Genomic DNA, 18,714 nt, shown 5'->3' with positions numbered 1-18,714 from the left:
TCAAAAGATATGAAAGTATCTGATGTGGGGGCACTTATAATTATAAGGTATTATTAAGGAATTAAAGCCCATAAAATCATCAAAACTAAACAGATAACTCCGGTGGATACGGGCAGAAAAGTGTCTGCTTTGAAAGATACTCCACATTATATGTATCTGCCATTAACATGAACCATTTTCTTAATTCAAATATCACGGAGTCATCTGTCCGCAACTTTTGCAACTGCTGCATGAATCCGAATTTCTCAGCGGCACTGAGATGTCTTGAAAAATAACCGAAGGCATGCATAAAAGCATTGATAACAGGGCCACTTTGTGGAGCTTCTGATAGTATCTGCATTAAAAGTCCGGTGTAATCCTCATACACTTTTTCAGCCGGTAGATTCTCCCGGTTGGCAACTATGTTTCCCATAGCAGTTATTATCTGTTTATTATAAGCCATGAAAAGCAGCTTATTATCAGTATGGAACCGTACCAGTGAATGAAGTTTGCATGAAACAGATGCATCCCTGAAAGATGCAAGTACAAATACCCGTGTCAGAAAATAATCTCTCTTTATCGGGTCTTTTATCTGTTCCTCGTCTATGACAGGGATTTCTGAGTAATCATGAAGCACCGTTTCTGCAAAGAATCCATTACCTTCATGATGGGTATATTCATCTGCCTCTGCATCAGGAAATACTTTAGTAGTACCTATACCGCATGAAGGAGATTTTGATTTGAGGATGAAACCATCAAAATCATCCAGTTTTTCAAGATAAAAGCGGGAAAATGATTTCATTTTATCAGTAAGATCAAGTCCTGTTGCAGGTTGTATCAGTTTCCTGTTACTGCCGTCAATATCCTCAACAATGAGTATAGGTTCTCTAGGAATCCCGAGGCCAATATCGTACTCCGGACACACATCAATAAATTCAACAAATGGTTTCATGGCTTCTGCTAAAGGAAATTGAACAATTTGCCCATCATATCGGCAATTATCAAAACCGAGACATCTGCTGATAACAATTTTTGGGCGTGAAAAACTGCATTTGGGAAGAGATTCCATATTATGTAAAACAGTGAACTGGAAAAAAGACTTTTTGGATGAAACTATGAAAATAAATCAAAAAATAATAGGGATTTGAAGTCCCCTTTTCTTTTTTACTTATGTGTGTAATAAGCCACAACTTCACTGTCAACTGAGTCGATGCGACAGAACCCGAATCTTTCGAACTGTACGATCTTATCAAGCTCAGTTGTAACCTGTTTTTCACCAATACCTGTAAACTCTCCGTCAGGTGACAAAACTCTTACAGGAATTCCGTCCATAGGAGCCCAGTGGATGATCTTCATCTTTTCCTTTTTCACTGACTCAATGGAATCTCCGATATGCTTTGCCTGCAGAGGCTCTATAGAAGTGACCTCTAAATTGAAAAGGTCCTTGAGCCTGAGCTTTGAACCGACCTGTAGTTTTTCAGCATCCTCACTGCAGATGTAGACCTTATCGGCAACTTCTATCTCACGGCATCCCCTGTCTTCTGTCGGATGCAATGAAGGATTTACTGTACATGCTTCTGAATCTGTTATTTCAATCTCAACAGGGTCCCATACGAAGAAATACCTGTTTGCAATAGGGTCAACAAGCTTACGGTTCTCTGCGTAAAGTGTGTCCATACTAATGCTGATATCTGTCTCTCCTACACCCATCTCGATGAAGAACTTGCGAATGGCTTCAGGGAGAATACCCCTTCTGCGCATTGCACGGAGTGTTGGAAGACGGGGGTCGTCCCAGCCTGAGTATTCGCCATCCTCAATGGACTTACGTAATAAACTGGTACTGAACTTACCGAACTCGTGCATCTTTACACGACCCCAGTGGGTTGTTTTCGGATATTTCCAACCGAGATAATTGTAGATATATGTCTGACGTTTCTCACTGTCCATCAGGTCTTTACCCCTGATGATGTGGGTCATGCCGAGTTCATGGTCCTCGATTGCACCTTCAAAGTCAAGAAGTGGCCAGACACAGTACTTGTCATCCACTTCCGGACGTGGGTGAGGGACCTTGACGATCCTGAACGCTCCGAAATCACGAAGCGCAGGGTCCTTGTGAGTAATATCGGTCTTAATACGCAGGACAGCGGATTTCTCCTCATACTCTCCGGCAAGCATCTTGTCCCAGTGCATAAGGTTCTCCTGCGGACTTACGTCCCTGTGAGGACATGCTTCCTTGGCATCCTTGAATTTCTTGAAATCTGCACCGTCACAGAAACAGACGTATGCTTTTCCCATTTCGATGAGCTTTCTGGCATAGTCATAATACATTGGAATTCTGTCTGATGCAATGACAATCTCATCAGGGTCAGCACCAAGCCATTTACAGTCATCCACATACCAGTCGTATGCTTCAAGCATCGGACGCTTGGTCTGAGGGTCAGTATCATCAAAACGTATGATGAACTTGCCACCATATTTCTTCACATATTCTGAGTTGACAACGATACCACGGGTACTTCCAAGGGTTGGAGGGCCATTTGGATTTGGTGCAAAACGCATAACGACCTGCTGTCCCTCTTCAACATCAAGTGCTTTAAGACCTTTATCAGGTTCCTTCTTTGTGTTGAGTTCCTCAATAAGTTCAGGAGCAATAGCCTCTAGACGTGCCTGCCACTGTTCAGGGGTTTCCCTAGCAACTTCTGCAAGGATCTCCTGAATAACAGGCCCGACTTCCTTTGCCATTGGACGCAGGTGGGCACATTCACCCATCACACGACCCATAACTGCACCGATCTGTGGTGCCTGGCCGTATTTTACAGCATTCTGCAGTGCATATTTCTCTATGGTCTTTTTATCGTCGTCAGTTAAAGTCATTATAGATCTCCGGGAAAATCAAATATGAGCATTAAGTGTCAAGTGCCGGAATAACATGAATTTCGTAGTGGAATTGCTATTGTCCGACAATCATCAATATAGTAGAGTGAATTATAAGAACTGAACTTAAAAGATATGGTCAGATCATAAATAAAACAGAAATTCTTTCAGAAAGAGTCACCTATTTCCTTTACTTCCTCAGCCCTGTCAATCAGTTCCTTGATGTTCTTTTCAAAATCAGACAGGAACTCTTTTACTGCGTCTCCTGCAACCGCGCCGTGTGATGAAGGCTTGATCAGTTGTTCCTGTTCAAGCACACGCAAAGAATAGCGTACTTTGTGAGTTGGCATGCCTGTTTCCTCTGCAAGTTTGAGAATACCAATTGGCCCTCTTTCAACAACTACTTTTAAAACCTCTAAATGACGCTGGGAAAGTTCCAGCTCTTTGTTAACCTGATCGAATAGCATTATGCAACCTCGTTGACCAAAGTTCCTATTCCTTCAATTTCCACTTCAACAACATCTCCGGGATGAATCTCACCTACTCCGGGAGGAGTTCCTGTTGCAATAATATCTCCAACCTCCAGTGTCATAACTCCGGTAATGAATTCCAGCAGATAAGGAATATCAAATATCAGGTTGCTTATGTTAGAATCCTGCTTTACCTCACCATTTACACGACTTACAATAGAAGCGTTCTCAGGATCAAAATCTCCAACAGGTACTACAAAAGGACCCACCGGTGCAAAAGTATCAAAACTTTTAGCCCTTGTCCATTGACCGTCTTTTTGCTGCAGGTCACGGGCAGTCACATCATTAAAACAGGTAAAACCTGCGATCACATCACAAGCCCGGTCATAAGTTATATTCCTACACCTTTTCCCTATAACAACAGCAAGCTCTGCTTCATAATCTACATGCTTGCTTATTTTCGGGTACATTATCTTTCCGTGGTTTCCGATAACAGCTGATGGAGGTTTTATAAACAATATTGGTTCTTCGGGAACAGACATACCAAGCTCGATGGCATGGTCATGATAGTTCAAACCCACACATACGATCTTTGATGGATTTGAAGGAGGAAGTATTTCCAATTCGGAGAGTTCGCACTCCATGAAAGAGCCTTCCATGGAAGTAACTTTATTTCCATCAACCTCTCCGTAAAATACATTATCGTTATACCTGAATCGTCCGAACATTAGTGGGACTGTTTTGTTTTCATTCTAGATAAGGATAAGTATTGAAAGTACACGGGAGCAGAGTTCTAAGTAAAATATTTAAGCAAACCGGCAGATTTGAAGCTACAGTGATAATACCATTAGTGATTCTAGCCGTTGTGTTCTTTCTTACAGCCGTAAGACAGGTTGGAAATGTGAGACTTGGCATCTGGCAGATAATGTCACTTGGTGCAGCCGCAGTGCTTCTGACAGGCCAGATCTCAATAGCTTCCGCCATTAAAGCTGTCAATATCGATGTTATACTATTCCTTTTTGGAATGTTCACTATAGGACAGGCTCTTGAAATGAGTGGTTATCTTTCCCACCTTTCGTATCGATTTTTTAAAACCGCAGGTTCCGTTGATCTGGTAGTGCTGTACATCCTTTTTGGAATGGGATTTGCCTCAGCTTTTCTTATGAATGACACACTTGCTATAATCGGAACTCCAGTAGTGCTTTTGCTTGCAAAGGACCATCATATTGATCCAAAACTGCTTCTTATGAGCCTTGCTTTTGCAGTGACAACTGGAAGTGTAATAAGCCCAATAGGTAATCCCCAGAATCTTCTGATAGCAATTGAAAGTTGCATACCGAATCCATTTATTGCATTTATGGAACATCTGCTTCTTCCAACTGCCATTAACCTATTAATTGCATACTTATTCCTGAGAATTGCATATCGGAAGAATTTCACTTCAACTGTGCTGAGCCATTCAAAGCAGGTTATAAGCGATCAGAAACTTGCAGGACTTTCCAGAACTTCACTGGCACTTGTATTGCTCCTTGTTTGTGTAAAGATACTACTGGCAATAACCGGATTGACAGAACTTTTCGACCTGAAACTCACATACATAGCTCTGATAGCTTCAATACCGATTCTCATTTTCAGTGAAAGAAGAAAAGAAGTACTGAAAAATACGGATTGGCACACCCTTATTTTTTTCGTGGCCATGTTCATACTAATGGAAAGTGTATGGGACAGTGGATTCTTCCAGAATATTATCTCTTCATCCGAAATTGACATCAGCACAGTGCCAATGATCCTTACAATAAGTGTAACGCTCAGCCAGTTAATATCCAACGTTCCACTGGTGGCTCTTTATATACCCATACTTTTGCATGCCAATGCCAGCACCGGGGATTTTGTGGCACTTGCAGCAGGAAGTACTATTTCAGGAAACCTGTCAATCCTGGGTGCTGCAAGCAATGTTATCATCATACAGAACGCCGAACGCAGGGGTAATATCTCACTTGGATTCATTGAATTTGCCAGAATTGGAATACCTCTCACCATAGTGCAGATATTTGTTTACTGGATATTTATCGGATGAATAATGAACCAAGCATTTTGAAAAGCACGTTTAAACTTAAGAAAACATAAAAAAGAATAAAGATATCCTGAAAACGGACATCTCTGTTTTTAATTGGAATTCCTTAAACCTGTGATATTACAGTCTCAAAGTATCCTGGAGAGAATCAGGACAATAAGCATTGCCACAACGCCGACTGCCCAGAACTTGAGAGTTTCATTCAATGGTATCCTTATGTCCACAAGATCAGCTCCTGAAATTGCAACTGGTTTAGAAACTGCTATACTGCCGGAAGGTGCTTCATATCCTGATGTTTGTCTTTTTGGTGCTTCTGACGTTGGAGGAACTGAAGCGGTTACTGGAGTGCTTGCTGGAGTGCTTGCCGGAGTGCTTGCCGAAGTGCTTGCAGATGGAGACCATATTGATTTAGGCTTGGATCTTCCTATGATATTCTCATCAGCTGTATTTGAAGAAACAGGTTCTTCCGGTGCTGTAGAGGATGGGGATGAGAATGTATCCTCCCTTTCTTCCATAGGTTCAGGAGATGATAATACAGATGGTTCATCTCTTTCAGCAACTGATGGAGAACCTGAGATCACATTATCTTCAGTGGGTTCTGATGAAGAAATAGAACTACCTCCGAAAACAATCTCCTCTGGTTCTTCACGGGATTCATATTCTGAATCATGTGCAGCAAATATTTCAGGTTCTGTGTCGATTTCTTCGATGAACTCTTCTTGCTCTTCAACATGATCTTCATCTGAATATGATGGTTCATTATCAGAATCATTATTTGATATCATGTTGCTGAATATCGATTCATCACCAACAGGTGGTCTATATGAGGAAATACCCTCATCTGAAGGTTCTTCAGCGTCAATGGTCTCTGGCTCATAAATGAATTCTTCTTCCATCAGTTCTTCTTCAATTACAGATTCAGGAGGTTCTACCTCATTTAAATCCTCTTCAACTAATAAAGAGGAAGGAACATCAGCAGAAGGTTTGTAGGAACCTCCGATAAGACCCTGATAATCCGGGTCGACTTCTATGGCAAGATCAAAGCTTTTTTTGGCTTCTTCAAAGCGTCCCATTTTTTCAAGAGCTTGGCCTTTCTTGAACCATGCTTCAGCACTGTAAGGATCTATATCCAGTGACTTAGTGTAATATTCAACCTGTTTTTCAATCGTTTTGGCTGAATCACCCATTTTAATCCAGTTCTCAGCAGCTTTCTGCTTTTTCTTTGATTTTACGTCATCTAACATTCCCATGTAAACACCTTTTTCAAACCGGAAAGCTTTCCGGATAGAGTGAAATAATCAGTACCTTTAACCCAGTTATTAAATTGTTTATCTATTTAATAACTGTATTTGCATTTTTAATGCATGTATGAAGTATATAAAAAGATATGCCTTAATTAATGACTTAGTTGAGACATTAAAATGTGAAGTTCAGTCCTTTACTTCTTCATATTCAAAAGCCCACATGGGAAGTCCTTCTATTTCCACATGTTCCAGATGTTCCATCTCATGTGCAGCATAGAATGCAGAAGGACCGGAGAATGATACTGTTTTTTCAGTTGATTCTTTTACGAAGATCTTCTTTTTTGCAGTGCTGATTGAGGCAACTATTATTCTTTCAGCCTTGAGTGTAACTGAATATGGTCTAGTAACAAGAGAACGTTCATCTTTCCCACCACATTTTTCCAGCCTGTGAACAATTCCTTCCTTTGATATCCACTCAGGATTCAGTAACAACCAGACTTCTTCAATAGTATGACCTGTTTTACTCTCTTTATCGTAATCCGTGAAGACTTTCATCACAGAGATGCTTTTCAGGTCATCTGTGGAATAGCTCCATGCACCTCCAACTTTCAGTGAGAGGATCATGGGATAGAATGCATCCTTAGGAATGTCGAATCTTCCAAATATGGCTTCCTCTCTTGAACTGAATTTCAGGATGGCTTTAAGGTCATTGATCTTCATGTTTCAAAATATGATTGACTCTTAGCGATAAATATGTTACCAATCTGGAAAAATTCGTTTGAAAACTAAGTTTATATCCTACTACCTGCATTTATCCCATTCCTAACTACCGGAGCAGACTTTATGAAAATAAAAATGGTTAAATGCAGTGATGTAGGGATCGATGGCTGTAACTATATGGCAATTGGAGACAGCCTTGATGAAGTTGAGCAGAATATGTTTGAGCATATTGATACTGAACATAAGGACATTCTTGATGATATGACCGAGCATCAGGTTCACCACCTTAAACACAGGGTTTCCACATTCCTCGGGAGAAGCTGTGGCTGTGGCCACCACCATTAATAGATCTTAGTATATATTGTTCAATTTTAACTGAAATTACAGAACCTGTGAATAATCAGATTTCTGTAGTGCCCTTCTCTTTTTAATGAATGCGAACTAATTTATATTGATTCTTATAGAGTTCCATCTATTTGATATATTTTGAACTCCCATTTACTTATGTTAATACAATGTTGATCAGACTTTGGGATTGAACTTAAACATTGTATGTCAGTTTATTTACGAAAATTAACCTGTGGGAGTTTTAATATGGATAAAATGAAAAAGGTCGGTCTTTTAGGAGCAGCAGCACTTATCGGTGCAGGACTTGCAGCACTTTCAGAAGAGAAGATCAGAGAATTCGTTAAAGAAAAAGTTGATTCCGGAAAACTTAGCAAGGAAGAAGGAAAAATACTTGTTGAGGATCTTGTCAGTGAAACAAAGAGACAAAAACTCAGTCTGGAAAAGAATATTCTTGAAAAGATCCACGATTCTGTAAAAATGGCAGACAAGGAACTGGACGAGCTTACCGATAAGATCGATGAGCTGAAGATCCAGGAACTTGAGGCTGAACTTGAAAGAATGAAGAGTTTGAGGAAGGGGCAACAGTAGGTTGCTTCTTTGTATTTTTTACTAAGTGACTATCAGATTACACGATATTGATCTGGAAATAATAATAATAATAATAATTTTTAACTAAGTGAAGGATGTCGAAATATCGACAAGATAACGCATAGCGTCTCGGGAAAAAGTACGTTGATATATGAGAGGGATAAGAAGAACAGAGGGAAGAAGTGAGATTTAAATTTTCAGGTATTTTCTTTCAAAATCCAATACCACAACGGCACATATCTAACTTTCTTCCCATCAATCTCATTCTCTCCAAACTCACCGGATGTGATTATTAATCCTTCATTCATCCTGAAGTTCTTCATGCTGGCGAGCAGACCGTTTAACTCACGTTCTTTTTTATAAGATAAATTTTCTTAAAAGCATTAAGGCAGAGAAAATTAGTAGTGATCACTTATTTTGCACTTAGACTATTTAACCATGAAAAAATGCTAGCGTATTACTCAATGTTGTAAGCAGGCCAATGAAAGCAACAGAATATCGTGTTATGTTCCAGTAATACCGGTCAGCATTTTTGTAGACATGATACATTACAAGCAAAATAGCAATCTTCAAAAGAATAAGTGAAGTAAATCCATATGTGTGGAAAATATTAGACAATACAGGATTAAACTCATAGAAATGACCTGTCTTTAAAGCATAAATAGTAGTAAAGGTGTCACCCAAAACATAGAGAAGCAACACTGCCTTCATGTCTTTCAGGAAAGACATAATGGACCAACCCCTGGATCTATAAAAAGACTGCTATCTCTCAAACCTGATTTACAAAAATAAAGCTCACATGCATTATTTTTTGCATATTCCATATTGTACACCGTAGGTTACATTTGGTTATTGCAATAATATATTCGTAGTTTTGAGGTATAAATCTTACCACATCTTTTCATAAAGTGTGGAGAATAAAACATATAGTATTTTTTAATATTAATATTAATATTAATATTAAAAGATGAATAAGTAACTAATAATAAAATCAACTCTTGTTTCTGAAAATGGATAAAAGCAGCAAACTCAACTGCAAAGCTTAACTGCCTTTTTAATGAATTAAACTCCCTCTATGAATTGCATCATCATTCGACTAAAATCCTGTTGCAATTTTTCAGAAATATTAGCCTTTTCAATATCAAAATCATTTAAAGTACCTATACTACGGTTGCAGCCTTTTACAGTCTTTTCCCATGACTTATTTTTACCGGGCTTACTATCCTGATTGCAGATATACCGCGTGTATTTACAAGTCGCTTCACCCAGATCAATATCTGCAGATATGGAAACATCATAAGATTCGGCTTTTCCGGTTAACCATAAGATAATCACTTCCAGGATTTTAGAAGCCAGAGTTTCCACTTCATGTAGCAGTACATCTGGATTCTCACTCTGATAGGATGCTGTACGAATCCGATTCAAATCAGAGATAATGTCCCCTTCTATCGTCTTCTTTTTGCAATCTTCAGATGTGCAGGCTTTTAGATGAAGTTTTGTAATCTTACACGAACCAGGCTTCAGGCATATTTCCTTAAGACAATATTCTGTACCAGGAGGACAATCTTCCAGACATTTTTCAATTGCTTTTGCCTCCCATTTGAGTTTTACTAACCTTGGGTAGAGAACTAAAAATCCACCGATAACTGCAATGGGAAGAATGATTCCCAATAAAATATCCAGATCGTGCCACTCTGGTTGAGTCTCTGGTTCCAGGAGATCATCGGAGAATTCATCTATCGGTGCCCTGCCGATACTCTCATCCACAATCATTTCCTGTGACCATGCATTGTTGCTCTCATCAAGCTCTTTTATTGTATTATCAGGATCAACAATGATATCGATATTAGATTGTCCAGGCAGGCCATCCGGTATTTCCAGCACAATTTCCAGAGTAATATCTTCACCGGGATAAAGACCATCGACTACGTTTTCCGAGTAAGACCACTGGTGAGAAGTCTCTGATGAAACTGTAGAAACAATAAATGAATCCGCAAATGCGGTTCCATGATTTGCAATATCAACATAAATCTCCAGATAATTTTCAGTAACATAAGAGCTGACATCTGTGATTACCAGATCAGGAAGAAGCTCTGGAATATAGATAACAGGTGTCTCTATTAGGTTATTGTTCTCATCCATCTCTGAGATGTAATTCTCGGGATCGATTTCGATGGCAAAATTATGGGTTGTTCCATGCAGTTCTTCAGGAATGTATACTTCAATTATTACAGTTACATCCTCCCCGGAGTCCAAAGCCGGAACATCGGTTTCAGCTTCAATTTCAGGCCACTCAGGATCCATTATTTCAATGCGGACTGAAGTGCTATCTGAGGGAATGAAACCCTGGTTGAGAATGTCTAAATATATAGAAAGATATTCTCCATTCTCTGTTAAACTCCATCTGTTGGCAGATACTATCACCAAATCCGGCTTGTAAACTGAAATATCCACAGGTTCATTGGTAAGGTAAAACTCTAAGTATTCTGATGAGTCTGTTACTACAAACCTAAGTTCATCCATAAGTTCCTGTACCGAGCCTGAGCTCAGTGTTATTGGAACATTGTTTTTCAGAATAAGGTCACAACTATTCACAGGCAGATTCTCTACTTCAAATACGCCATAAGTATCACCAGTCACAATCTCAATGCTATTTTTGAAGTCAGTCAACCAGATGCCTTCTACTACCATAAGGTTGCCAGCTTGACCCTGAAATGCATCTGTAACACGTATTCTCATTACTTCGGCATTAGTTTTAGTTGCAACATTTATTTTGTATACCCACGTTGCTTCCCCGTTTGAAATATCAAGGGTTTCAGCATCGATAAAATTACCATCTTTTGAAAGTTCGAGATATACTGTGCCCATTTTTGCATCTATTTGTCCTGGTGTAATCGTATACCCTTCACCAAGTTTGAATGATTGGCCTTCTATTATTGTATATCTGTTTCCATCATCCATTATTAATCTGGCAAGCTGGAGTGAAGTATCAGCTTTTAATGGAACATATACATCCCCAAAAAGACCCATGACATAATAGGAATCTGCTTCCCATGCTATGCATTCATAGTCTGCGGACATTATAGAACTTGTGTATTCGAGACCTTGTTCGTTAATAGTCCTATCTGAGACATAGTTTCCACCATAGATCCTGAGATATTCTGTGGAAATTCCCCCGTCAACGTCATAATAGAATCCCCGGAAATTCTTTACGTTCATTTCTATAAAATCCGATGAAGAGTCACCGATTATATCTGTAAGATCATTACCATTGTATATCGGTCCTTTGGCTTCTATGGCATCAGCTATTGTCACACCTGAAACCAGTTCCTGAAAAATAAAGAGTGTTGCAAAACAAATGTGTATGATTTGTTTGATTTTCATTATATCCCCCACCTGTTAAAAGATAGGGATTCTACTATAAAGTACATTTATTTTGAGAGGAAATATATGTTTCGAACTAATGATACTGAAAATATGTCATAAACATTGGAATTGCAGTTTTTAACTTGGCAGTGGTTTATAATAAAAAAATCAAGCTAAAAAGTATAATAATATCTGATGCTGATGAACTTATTGGCAAAGTTCTCAGGGAACGATATTCTCCCGGTAAAGCTGTAGAAGGAATTCAGTTTGAAGCTAATGAATATCTGACCATTCTAAAGGAAATGCCCAAAGGGTTTACAGATATAGTGGAGACAATAAGGGGTTACAGAATAGAAAATCTGGAAGTTAAGAGCAATATTGTTCGAAAATACGGACCCATAAAAGATCTCTCGAAAACTTTGTTCCTGCTGGCCCTGTTAATTCTCTCTGCATACTTAATGATAAGAGGAGAAGGAATTATTTCTATAATAGGAATAGTGGTTTTATTGTCGGAACATTAACAGGAATCTATTCCATAATACGCTCCTGATAGTGTTTTCTCAGTGAAACAATATGGACAGATAAGTGGCTCCAAAGATAATTGCTCCCATGGACAGGTACAGGAATACGTTTCTGTATACTACCTCTTTCTCAGATCCTGCTGTAATCCCAAACCCACTACAGCAACCACCTTTTCCACATGTACTACATGCTGGATTCTCTTTATAGTTCGCTTCTGATGCTTTGTTCAGAACAGGAATCATTTTTGTTTCTGTCATTTTATCCGACCTTTGAAATAGATTTAACTTCAGACCTTATATGGTATTTACTTCAGTTTTAGATTTTTCTATTTGTCCCTATTCTAAACCCCATATTAAGAAACTAAAAACAATATAATACTTAACTTTGTAGAGAGTAGTTCTATCCATTACCTTTCAATGAATAATTGCAAACTTCAGGATTTTGAACTCCATAACTTCGCTTCCCCCAGATAAAGTAAATTTTGATAACATAATCTAAGTGGTCATTGAGCAACACAAAAATAAAAGAAATAGAGAGATGATTGCTAAGCCTAAAAATACAAAGTCATACTGACACATGCTTGCAGTATTGTTTGTGCATTTTACCGAGAGTTGTAATTAACCCCACTACAATATAATTTCACATATAATGGCATTAATTCTATTAAGTATATTTATATATTATTCATTGATACAACTATATAAGAGCATGCATCCTGATTGGTATACTTTACAGATATGGAATGACTTGAGATTGGTAACATCTCTTATTGTTAACTATACTGTACGTTTTTCAAATAAATTGAAATCACATAGATTGAATAATAACATTTCAATGAACCTGAATGTTCTAAAAAGGCATTTAGTACCCTTAGTTCAATACCTTTTTCAAATCTTGCACTTAATCAGTTTTCAATTGTATGGAATATTAGATGCATCCCATATTGCACATAGAAACAGCCGATTTAGTGTGTATATTCATGCGAAATTGTTTCATATATATCTGGAGCATGCTAGATGATTTTAAAAAAGATAAGCATTTATCATAAAATACTGATAGTATCTTTGTTATTAACGATATTACCCGTAATAATTGTTGGATTTTATGCTTACGACCAAACAGAAGCTGGTACCTGGTCTCAATTAGATGAGTATTTGAATGACCAATTGTTCCTTGAAAAAATTTACATTGATTCTACTTTTTCCCTTGCACAAGACAAAGTAAATAGCGATCTGGGAGTTGCAAGGACCGTTTTCTACTCAAAAGGAGATCCTGAAATTGTTGATGGACAGATGGTACTCGGGGAAAATTATGTTGTCAACAATAATTTTGAGATTGTAGATAATGTCAAGAATATGGTAGGTGGGACAGCTACTGTATTTCAGGTAATGGATAGAGAAGCTGTAAGAATCTCTACTAATGTTATCAACGATGAGGGAGAAAGAGCAGTTGGTACCACAGTGTCACAACCAGTGTATGATACAGTTGTCAACAAAGGTGAAACGTTCTACGGAAGGGCATGGGTGGTCAATGCCTGGTATTTGACCGCATACGAACCTATCAGAAATGGTGCTGGTGAGATCATAGGTATTCTTTATGTTGGTATTCTTGAAGATCCATTTATCAATACGATAAGGGAGCATATAGGTGAAATTGTTGTAGGTGAGACTGGGTATCTCTATGTAATGGACTCTGAAGGAAATGTTGTTATTCACCCCAGTATGGAAGGTGAGAATGTCTACGAGTATGACTTTACAAAAGATATTATCAATAGCAAAGAAGGCATTATTGCTTATGAGTGGGAAGGTCGAGAAAAAATTGCAGGTTACACGTACTATGAGCCTAATGATTGGTACATAATATCAACTACTTATTACGAAGAGTTTGCAGGTCCTCTACTGGCAATCAGAAACAGTTTAATAATGGCTGTTTTAGTCTTTGTAATTCTTGGTGTTTTAGCTTCATTCCTTCTAAGCAAATCTATTTCTGATGGAATTCAAAAAATAGTTACTGAATTTGATGACATAACCAATGCTACTCTTCAGGGAAATCTAGACAAGAGAGCAAATGTTGATGTCGGTATTGATTTAGAGGCGATACCCAGGGGTTTCAATCAGGTACTGGATGCTGTGAAAGTGGCCGAAGGAAAAGTAACAGAAGAAACTATCAGGAGACGTATCCTCTTTGAACAATCCAATGATGGAATTGTTGTTGTTAACGACAAAGGTGAAGTAGTTGAGGCTAATCAGAAATATGCGGATATGCTGGGATATTCCATAGATGAGGTACTCCAGTTACATGTATGGGACTGGGAATACATTTCAACACCTGAAGAGATAATTGAGATTGTAAAGAATATTGATGAATTCGGACAAACATTCGAGACATGCCACCGTCGAAAGGATGGGACTTTACTGGATGTCGAAGTCAGTTCGAACGTAGCAAACATTGGCGGCCAGAAAGTGGCTTTTTGCGTATGCAGGGATATTACTGAGCGTAAAAAGGCAGAAATGGAATTGCGAAGGAAAGAAATGCAATTACGTACGGCTCAAAAAGTGGGACATGTTGGAAGCTGGGAGTTCAATTTCAATTCTGGAATGGTTGACGCTTCAGAGGAAGCAAGAAGAATATACGGAGTTGGAATAGATGAAAAACTGACAATAAAAAGAATACAAAAAATTCCATTGTCAAAATATCGTCCAATGATGGACAAGGCATTGAATGACCTTATTGAAAGAAAAGAACCTTATGATATCCAATTTGAGATATCCAAATCAAAAAACGAGGAGAATCGTATCATCAATGCTGTAGCAGAGTACTTTGAAGAAAGAAATGTAGTAATAGGCACAATACAGGATATAACTGAGAGTAAAAAGGCTGAATTAGCTCTTCTTCAGGCAAAGGCAATTGCAGAAGAATCAAATCAGATCAAATCAGAGTTCATTGCGAACATGAGTCATGAACTGCGTACGCCACTTAATTCTGTCATTGGATTTTCCCAGATTCTGACAGAAAAGATGTTCGGTGAGCTGAATGAAAAACAAATGAGTTATGCCTGCAATATACTGAAAAGCGGCAAACATTTGCTAGAATTAATAAATGATATACTTGACATTTCAAAAATAGAATCAGGTAATATGGAATTTACACCAGAGACAATTGGTTTACAGGAAACGATCGATGAGATCACAACATTAATGGACCCTCTGTTCAAAGATAAAAACATTGATTTTGAAGTTTATAAGGAATTTGAAGAGCTAGAAATAGATGCTGATAAACTGAAGCTTAAACAAATTCTATATAATCTTCTTAGCAATGCAGTCAAATTCACACCTGAAAATGGAAAAGTTTGTGTTAGTTCTAAAATAATGAACAACAGTGTTCAGATCTCTGTATGGGATAACGGTATTGGTATTCCTCTGGGAAAGCAGCAAGCTATATTTGATCCATTCAAACAGGTTAGTTCATTTTCAAACCGCACTCACGGCGGAACGGGATTAGGACTTTCTATTGCGAAATATTACATCGAGATGCATTCAGGAAAGATCCATGTTGAAAGTGAAGTTGGCAAGGGAAGTAAATTCACATTTACAATACCGATTATTCAAGAAGCAATTAATCACAATTCATAGAATAACGGCTCTGTATAAACCCCATCGTGGGAGGGTATCCAGATTACAGCCTAAGCGGCGCCTGAGCGTCAACTCCAAACTGCGTTTCCAACGCCTCAATAAGTCCAAGTGGCGTTTGAACGTACTACAAAAAAAAGCATCGCATTTTTAGATTATAATATTGCACGGATGCGAGCCTGTGAGCATCGGTGCACCAGCCACCTTAAAGCACTGTGGTCCGAGCACCAACCGGAGCACAGGACGACAGTGTGTCAAATACCAATGCAAGGCGGTGCTCCGCCCGCAGTAGCACGTGGGCATCGAGGACGGAAACCGCCAAAATGGCCTTATCCTAAGGATAATTGTTACTTTACTCCTTTTTCTGTTGTGTGGAGCAATTAATGAGTTAATGCTGGTGTTTTTGTTCGGAAAAATAAGCATTGAAGATTGAAATACTGAGTAAAAATAGATATACTTATAGAGAATTTTCCTACAATATTAATCTGTAAAGATTGAGAAATGATGAGATGAAGCACTCAATCTGACAGAAGAACATGAACTAAAAAGGGTATATCTGCTATGCATGTAGTGTCAATGTGATAAATGAACTAACTTCCGGCTCTGTAGAAATCCTCTAAATTCAAGTGATTATACTAATCAATAAAATGTTATATGTTGTCCTTAATAGAGATTATTTTTTCCATATTTCCGAAATCGATAGTGATTTCGATAGGTATTCTACATAGCCGAACTTCCAGCTGTTTAAGTTTTTAATGTCCAATTTACCGTCTGCTACTTGTTGGATGCAATAACACCCAAGGAACATAATAGGCACATCAACACAGAGAAGATAAAGGAGTCCAATATATCCAGATAGTCCAAAATAGGAGTTTATAGTCTCCATGATTGAAAGAATAGGGCCATGAAACAGATACACCGCATAAGATGAATATGCAATATAACTGAATACATTAGTTACCTCAGTAGGGATTTTCGATGTATAGGGGTTGAATTTTGATAAAGCACGCGCTCTGCCTGCAAATATCCCTGCAATAAAAACAGGATAGTACATATAAATACTAGAGGGGAAAGAAATTAAATGCATACTCAAGAAGATCAATAGCGAATTTCTTAAAATATCAAATTCAGAGTTAGCATATTTTATAATGAGTACATATAGAACATAGAAAAATAGTATGGCTCCTATATACCACAAATAAGGCACTGGTGGAAAGTCTAAACTAAGTTCATGAGCACCCATCATGATAGCTATGTAATCGGTAATACCTATTGTACTTAAGTTGTTAGTGTCTGCCTTGATTTTTAAAAATCCAAATATGATGATATATGATATAATAGCAGTCCAATAAAGAGGATATATTCGTTTAGCACGTTTAATTAAGAACGTTTCTATTTTATTATCATCTGAGAAATTATTATATTTTGATAGTGTGTAGGAGGATGTAAAAAAGAAACATGAAAGCCCCAATGGGATTGCAGATTGTGCATACGGTACTGTTTGTATATCCGAAAAAAACACGGGCAAATGCACATAAATTACAAAGAAGATTCCAACGCTTTTTAAAATATCAATTTCAACTAATTTATTACTGTTCATATGTTTCAAAGTACTCCCGTAGCTATACAACAAAATATAGTAAAAAAATATATAAATATTGTTATTTGAATCCAATATATTAGGGGTTATTTAGTAGTATACAAATGTTCAAGCCACTGAATACAACAAGATAATCACTACTTCTTCAAATTAACATCTTAAAAGAGCAGTATCTTGTATTTCGCTATGCTGACATCTTTGAACTAACAACAATTGGTAAATTGATTGTAGAAGAGATGCAACTTTTAATAGATTCTATACAAGTTTCAGCTATAGATATTGATTATTAAGGAACACATAATCAGAATTGTATTCCACTTCATCTTTAAAAAAGAACTAAAGAAAAGAACTTAGGTGAGAAATATTGATTTGTCAAATTATATTTAATCCATATTGTATATAGATATTTAAACAGTCTTTTTGTAATTTCCAATCAATAATACAAATAGTATATATATAAATATATCTTATATTGAAATTCGGCGTTACATAGATTCAAAAAATAAAATGCATGGGACGAGATTCGAACTCCTACGAGAATGAGTCCTAAGCCCATCGCCTTTGGCCAAGCTAGGCAAAGCTCAAAAATATTACTTTACGGATGTAATAAAAATAATATGGGGCTTTTAACCCCGAGATTTCAAGCCTCGGGTGGGATTTGAACCCACGGCCTCGTCCTTACCAAGGACGCGCTATACCCCTAAGCCACCGAGGCACGAACAGAATATGGGGGTGCTCTCCCCTAATATACAGAATCAATTAATAAGCTTTCGGTTGGAAGAGCAGTTATTTATAAGCACCAGCGTGCGTCAACAGGAAATTTCTCATTGATCCACATCAACACGCCGCTGTGATGGACAATACGATAGGAACGTGAAAGCAGTTTTTGCGCTCCGAACAGAGGCTCATCTTCAATAATCTCAATGTTTTCAAAATCCCTGCGAGTCTCAATATCGTGGTCGCGAAGAATCCTGCCTATCGGAATATCAGCCTTCATCATATCAGCACGTACACCTTCAGGCATCTTTTCAATGGCCGATAGGGAACGGGCGAACACATATGGCACATCACCTGCAGTAAGAGTTACCACACGTTCATTGATATCCGCACCCACGCTCACATCAAACAGTTCAGCCATTTGCTCATCCGCAGGAATAATGTGCTGATACTCTGTAACAACAGCAGTAGGATGCTTGGTCATAATCTCCAGCAGGAAAGTAACCGAACCATCCGTTCCTGCACAGACCCTTAGACAGGTTGGAATATCAAAGCTCTTCAGTTTTTCGAGAAAGTCCATACT

Annotated in this window: 16 protein-coding genes and 1 tRNA gene; 5 read left to right on the top strand and 12 right to left on the bottom strand. The window is 38.1% G+C overall.

The genetic code is table 11. The annotated features are described in order from the left end of the window. Positions 1-85: 85 nt before the first annotated feature. The 4 genes from RE474_RS10580 to RE474_RS10565 all read right to left on the bottom strand — a co-directional run bounded on the left by RE474_RS10580 (position 86) and on the right by RE474_RS10565 (position 4,051). Positions 86-1,048, bottom strand: a complete 963-nt coding sequence (locus tag RE474_RS10580) for a YbgA family protein (protein ID WP_309310337.1) — start codon at positions 1,046-1,048, stop codon at positions 86-88. Between the two features lie 95 nt (positions 1,049-1,143). Continuing rightward, on the bottom strand, positions 1,144-2,853 hold the full coding sequence (locus RE474_RS10575) for a glutamate--tRNA ligase (protein ID WP_309310336.1): 1,710 nt from the start codon (positions 2,851-2,853) through the stop codon (positions 1,144-1,146). A gap of 167 nt (positions 2,854-3,020) precedes the next feature. Continuing rightward, the gene (locus RE474_RS10570) at positions 3,021-3,320 is read right to left on the bottom strand and encodes a hypothetical protein (protein ID WP_309310335.1); all 300 of its coding nucleotides are present in this window, start codon (positions 3,318-3,320) and stop codon (positions 3,021-3,023) included. Continuing rightward, a complete protein-coding gene (locus RE474_RS10565; RefSeq protein ID WP_309310334.1) occupies positions 3,320-4,051 on the bottom strand; it encodes a fumarylacetoacetate hydrolase family protein in 732 nt (243 codons plus the stop codon). The genes RE474_RS10570 and RE474_RS10565 overlap by 1 nt, the downstream gene beginning before the upstream one ends. Before the next feature lie 107 nt (positions 4,052-4,158). Between RE474_RS10565 and RE474_RS10560 the strand changes: the two genes are divergently transcribed. Beyond that, on the top strand, positions 4,159-5,400 hold the full coding sequence (locus tag RE474_RS10560; protein WP_309310333.1) for an SLC13 family permease: 1,242 nt from the start codon (positions 4,159-4,161) through the stop codon (positions 5,398-5,400). 125 nt (positions 5,401-5,525) lie between these two features. On the opposite strand, the gene RE474_RS10555 is transcribed toward RE474_RS10560, so the two are convergent. Together RE474_RS10555 and RE474_RS10550 are read right to left on the bottom strand one after the other, a co-directional pair. Then, positions 5,526-6,647 (bottom strand): tetratricopeptide repeat protein, encoded by a 1,122-nt coding sequence (locus RE474_RS10555; RefSeq protein ID WP_309310332.1) that lies wholly within the window; start codon positions 6,645-6,647, stop codon positions 5,526-5,528. A 180-nt stretch (positions 6,648-6,827) separates the two neighbouring features. Then, complete coding sequence (locus RE474_RS10550; RefSeq protein ID WP_309310331.1) at positions 6,828-7,361, bottom strand: putative ATP-dependent zinc protease; 534 nt, start codon at positions 7,359-7,361, stop codon at positions 6,828-6,830. Between the two features lie 123 nt (positions 7,362-7,484). Here RE474_RS10550 and RE474_RS10545 point away from each other — a divergent pair, with 123 nt between their 5' ends. Further along, positions 7,485-7,706, top strand: coding sequence for a DUF1059 domain-containing protein (locus RE474_RS10545; protein ID WP_309310330.1), 222 nt, complete (start codon positions 7,485-7,487; stop codon positions 7,704-7,706). 249 nt (positions 7,707-7,955) lie between these two features. Further along, positions 7,956-8,297, top strand: coding sequence for a hypothetical protein (locus tag RE474_RS10540; RefSeq protein ID WP_309310329.1), 342 nt, complete (start codon positions 7,956-7,958; stop codon positions 8,295-8,297). Between the two features lie 432 nt (positions 8,298-8,729). Here RE474_RS10540 and RE474_RS10535 read toward each other — a convergent pair whose 3' ends face one another. Continuing rightward, positions 8,730-9,026: a DUF5658 family protein gene (locus tag RE474_RS10535; protein ID WP_309310328.1), complete on the bottom strand. Its 297-nt coding sequence runs from the start codon at positions 9,024-9,026 to the stop codon at positions 8,730-8,732. 333 nt (positions 9,027-9,359) lie between these two features. Next, the gene (locus RE474_RS10530) at positions 9,360-11,681 is read right to left on the bottom strand and encodes an MA0829/MM1976 family S-layer protein (protein ID WP_309310327.1); all 2,322 of its coding nucleotides are present in this window, start codon (positions 11,679-11,681) and stop codon (positions 9,360-9,362) included. 125 nt (positions 11,682-11,806) lie between these two features. Between RE474_RS10530 and RE474_RS10525 the strand changes: the two genes are divergently transcribed. Then, on the top strand, positions 11,807-12,184 hold the full coding sequence (locus RE474_RS10525; protein ID WP_309310326.1) for a hypothetical protein: 378 nt from the start codon (positions 11,807-11,809) through the stop codon (positions 12,182-12,184). Positions 12,185-12,223: 39 nt separating this feature from the next. On the opposite strand, the gene RE474_RS10520 is transcribed toward RE474_RS10525, so the two are convergent. Further along, entirely contained in the window at positions 12,224-12,442 is a 219-nt protein-coding gene (locus tag RE474_RS10520; protein WP_309310325.1) for a hypothetical protein, read from the bottom strand. A gap of 897 nt (positions 12,443-13,339) precedes the next feature. Here RE474_RS10520 and RE474_RS10515 point away from each other — a divergent pair. After that, positions 13,340-15,817 (top strand): Cache 3/Cache 2 fusion domain-containing protein, encoded by a 2,478-nt coding sequence (locus RE474_RS10515; protein ID WP_309310324.1) that lies wholly within the window; start codon positions 13,340-13,342, stop codon positions 15,815-15,817. A 670-nt stretch (positions 15,818-16,487) separates the two neighbouring features. Here the strand turns inward: RE474_RS10515 and RE474_RS10510 are convergent. From RE474_RS10510 to RE474_RS10500, 3 genes are all read right to left on the bottom strand, one after another. Further along, on the bottom strand, positions 16,488-17,414 hold the full coding sequence (locus RE474_RS10510) for an acyltransferase family protein (RefSeq protein WP_309310323.1): 927 nt from the start codon (positions 17,412-17,414) through the stop codon (positions 16,488-16,490). 643 nt (positions 17,415-18,057) lie between these two features. Then, positions 18,058-18,129 (bottom strand) — tRNA-Thr (locus RE474_RS10505). 75 nt (positions 18,130-18,204) lie between these two features. After that, positions 18,205-18,711, bottom strand: a complete 507-nt coding sequence (locus RE474_RS10500) for a chorismate--pyruvate lyase family protein (protein ID WP_309310322.1) — start codon at positions 18,709-18,711, stop codon at positions 18,205-18,207. Positions 18,712-18,714: the final 3 nt, after the last annotated feature.

It is taken from the genome of Methanolobus sediminis (assembly GCF_031312595.1).
Taxonomy (GTDB): domain Archaea; phylum Halobacteriota; class Methanosarcinia; order Methanosarcinales; family Methanosarcinaceae; genus Methanolobus; species Methanolobus sediminis.
Note: the sequence above shows the minus strand (reverse complement) of the source record. Positions and strands in the feature narration are given on the sequence as shown.

Coding starts and splice junctions, on each gene's coding strand:
- RE474_RS10580 (WP_309310337.1), bottom strand. CDS start 1,048: ATGGAATCTCTTCCCAAATGCAGTTTTTCACGCCCAAAAATTGTTATC.
- RE474_RS10575 (WP_309310336.1), bottom strand. CDS start 2,853: ATGACTTTAACTGACGACGATAAAAAGACCATAGAGAAATATGCACTG.
- RE474_RS10570 (WP_309310335.1), bottom strand. CDS start 3,320: ATGCTATTCGATCAGGTTAACAAAGAGCTGGAACTTTCCCAGCGTCAT.
- RE474_RS10565 (WP_309310334.1), bottom strand. CDS start 4,051: ATGTTCGGACGATTCAGGTATAACGATAATGTATTTTACGGAGAGGTT.
- RE474_RS10555 (WP_309310332.1), bottom strand. CDS start 6,647: ATGGGAATGTTAGATGACGTAAAATCAAAGAAAAAGCAGAAAGCTGCT.
- RE474_RS10550 (WP_309310331.1), bottom strand. CDS start 7,361: ATGAAGATCAATGACCTTAAAGCCATCCTGAAATTCAGTTCAAGAGAG.
- RE474_RS10545 (WP_309310330.1), top strand. CDS start 7,485: ATGAAAATAAAAATGGTTAAATGCAGTGATGTAGGGATCGATGGCTGT.
- RE474_RS10540 (WP_309310329.1), top strand. CDS start 7,956: ATGGATAAAATGAAAAAGGTCGGTCTTTTAGGAGCAGCAGCACTTATC.
- RE474_RS10535 (WP_309310328.1), bottom strand. CDS start 9,026: ATGTCTTTCCTGAAAGACATGAAGGCAGTGTTGCTTCTCTATGTTTTG.
- RE474_RS10530 (WP_309310327.1), bottom strand. CDS start 11,681: ATGAAAATCAAACAAATCATACACATTTGTTTTGCAACACTCTTTATT.
- RE474_RS10520 (WP_309310325.1), bottom strand. CDS start 12,442: ATGACAGAAACAAAAATGATTCCTGTTCTGAACAAAGCATCAGAAGCG.
- RE474_RS10510 (WP_309310323.1), bottom strand. CDS start 17,414: ATGAACAGTAATAAATTAGTTGAAATTGATATTTTAAAAAGCGTTGGA.
- RE474_RS10500 (WP_309310322.1), bottom strand. CDS start 18,711: ATGGACTTTCTCGAAAAACTGAAGAGCTTTGATATTCCAACCTGTCTA.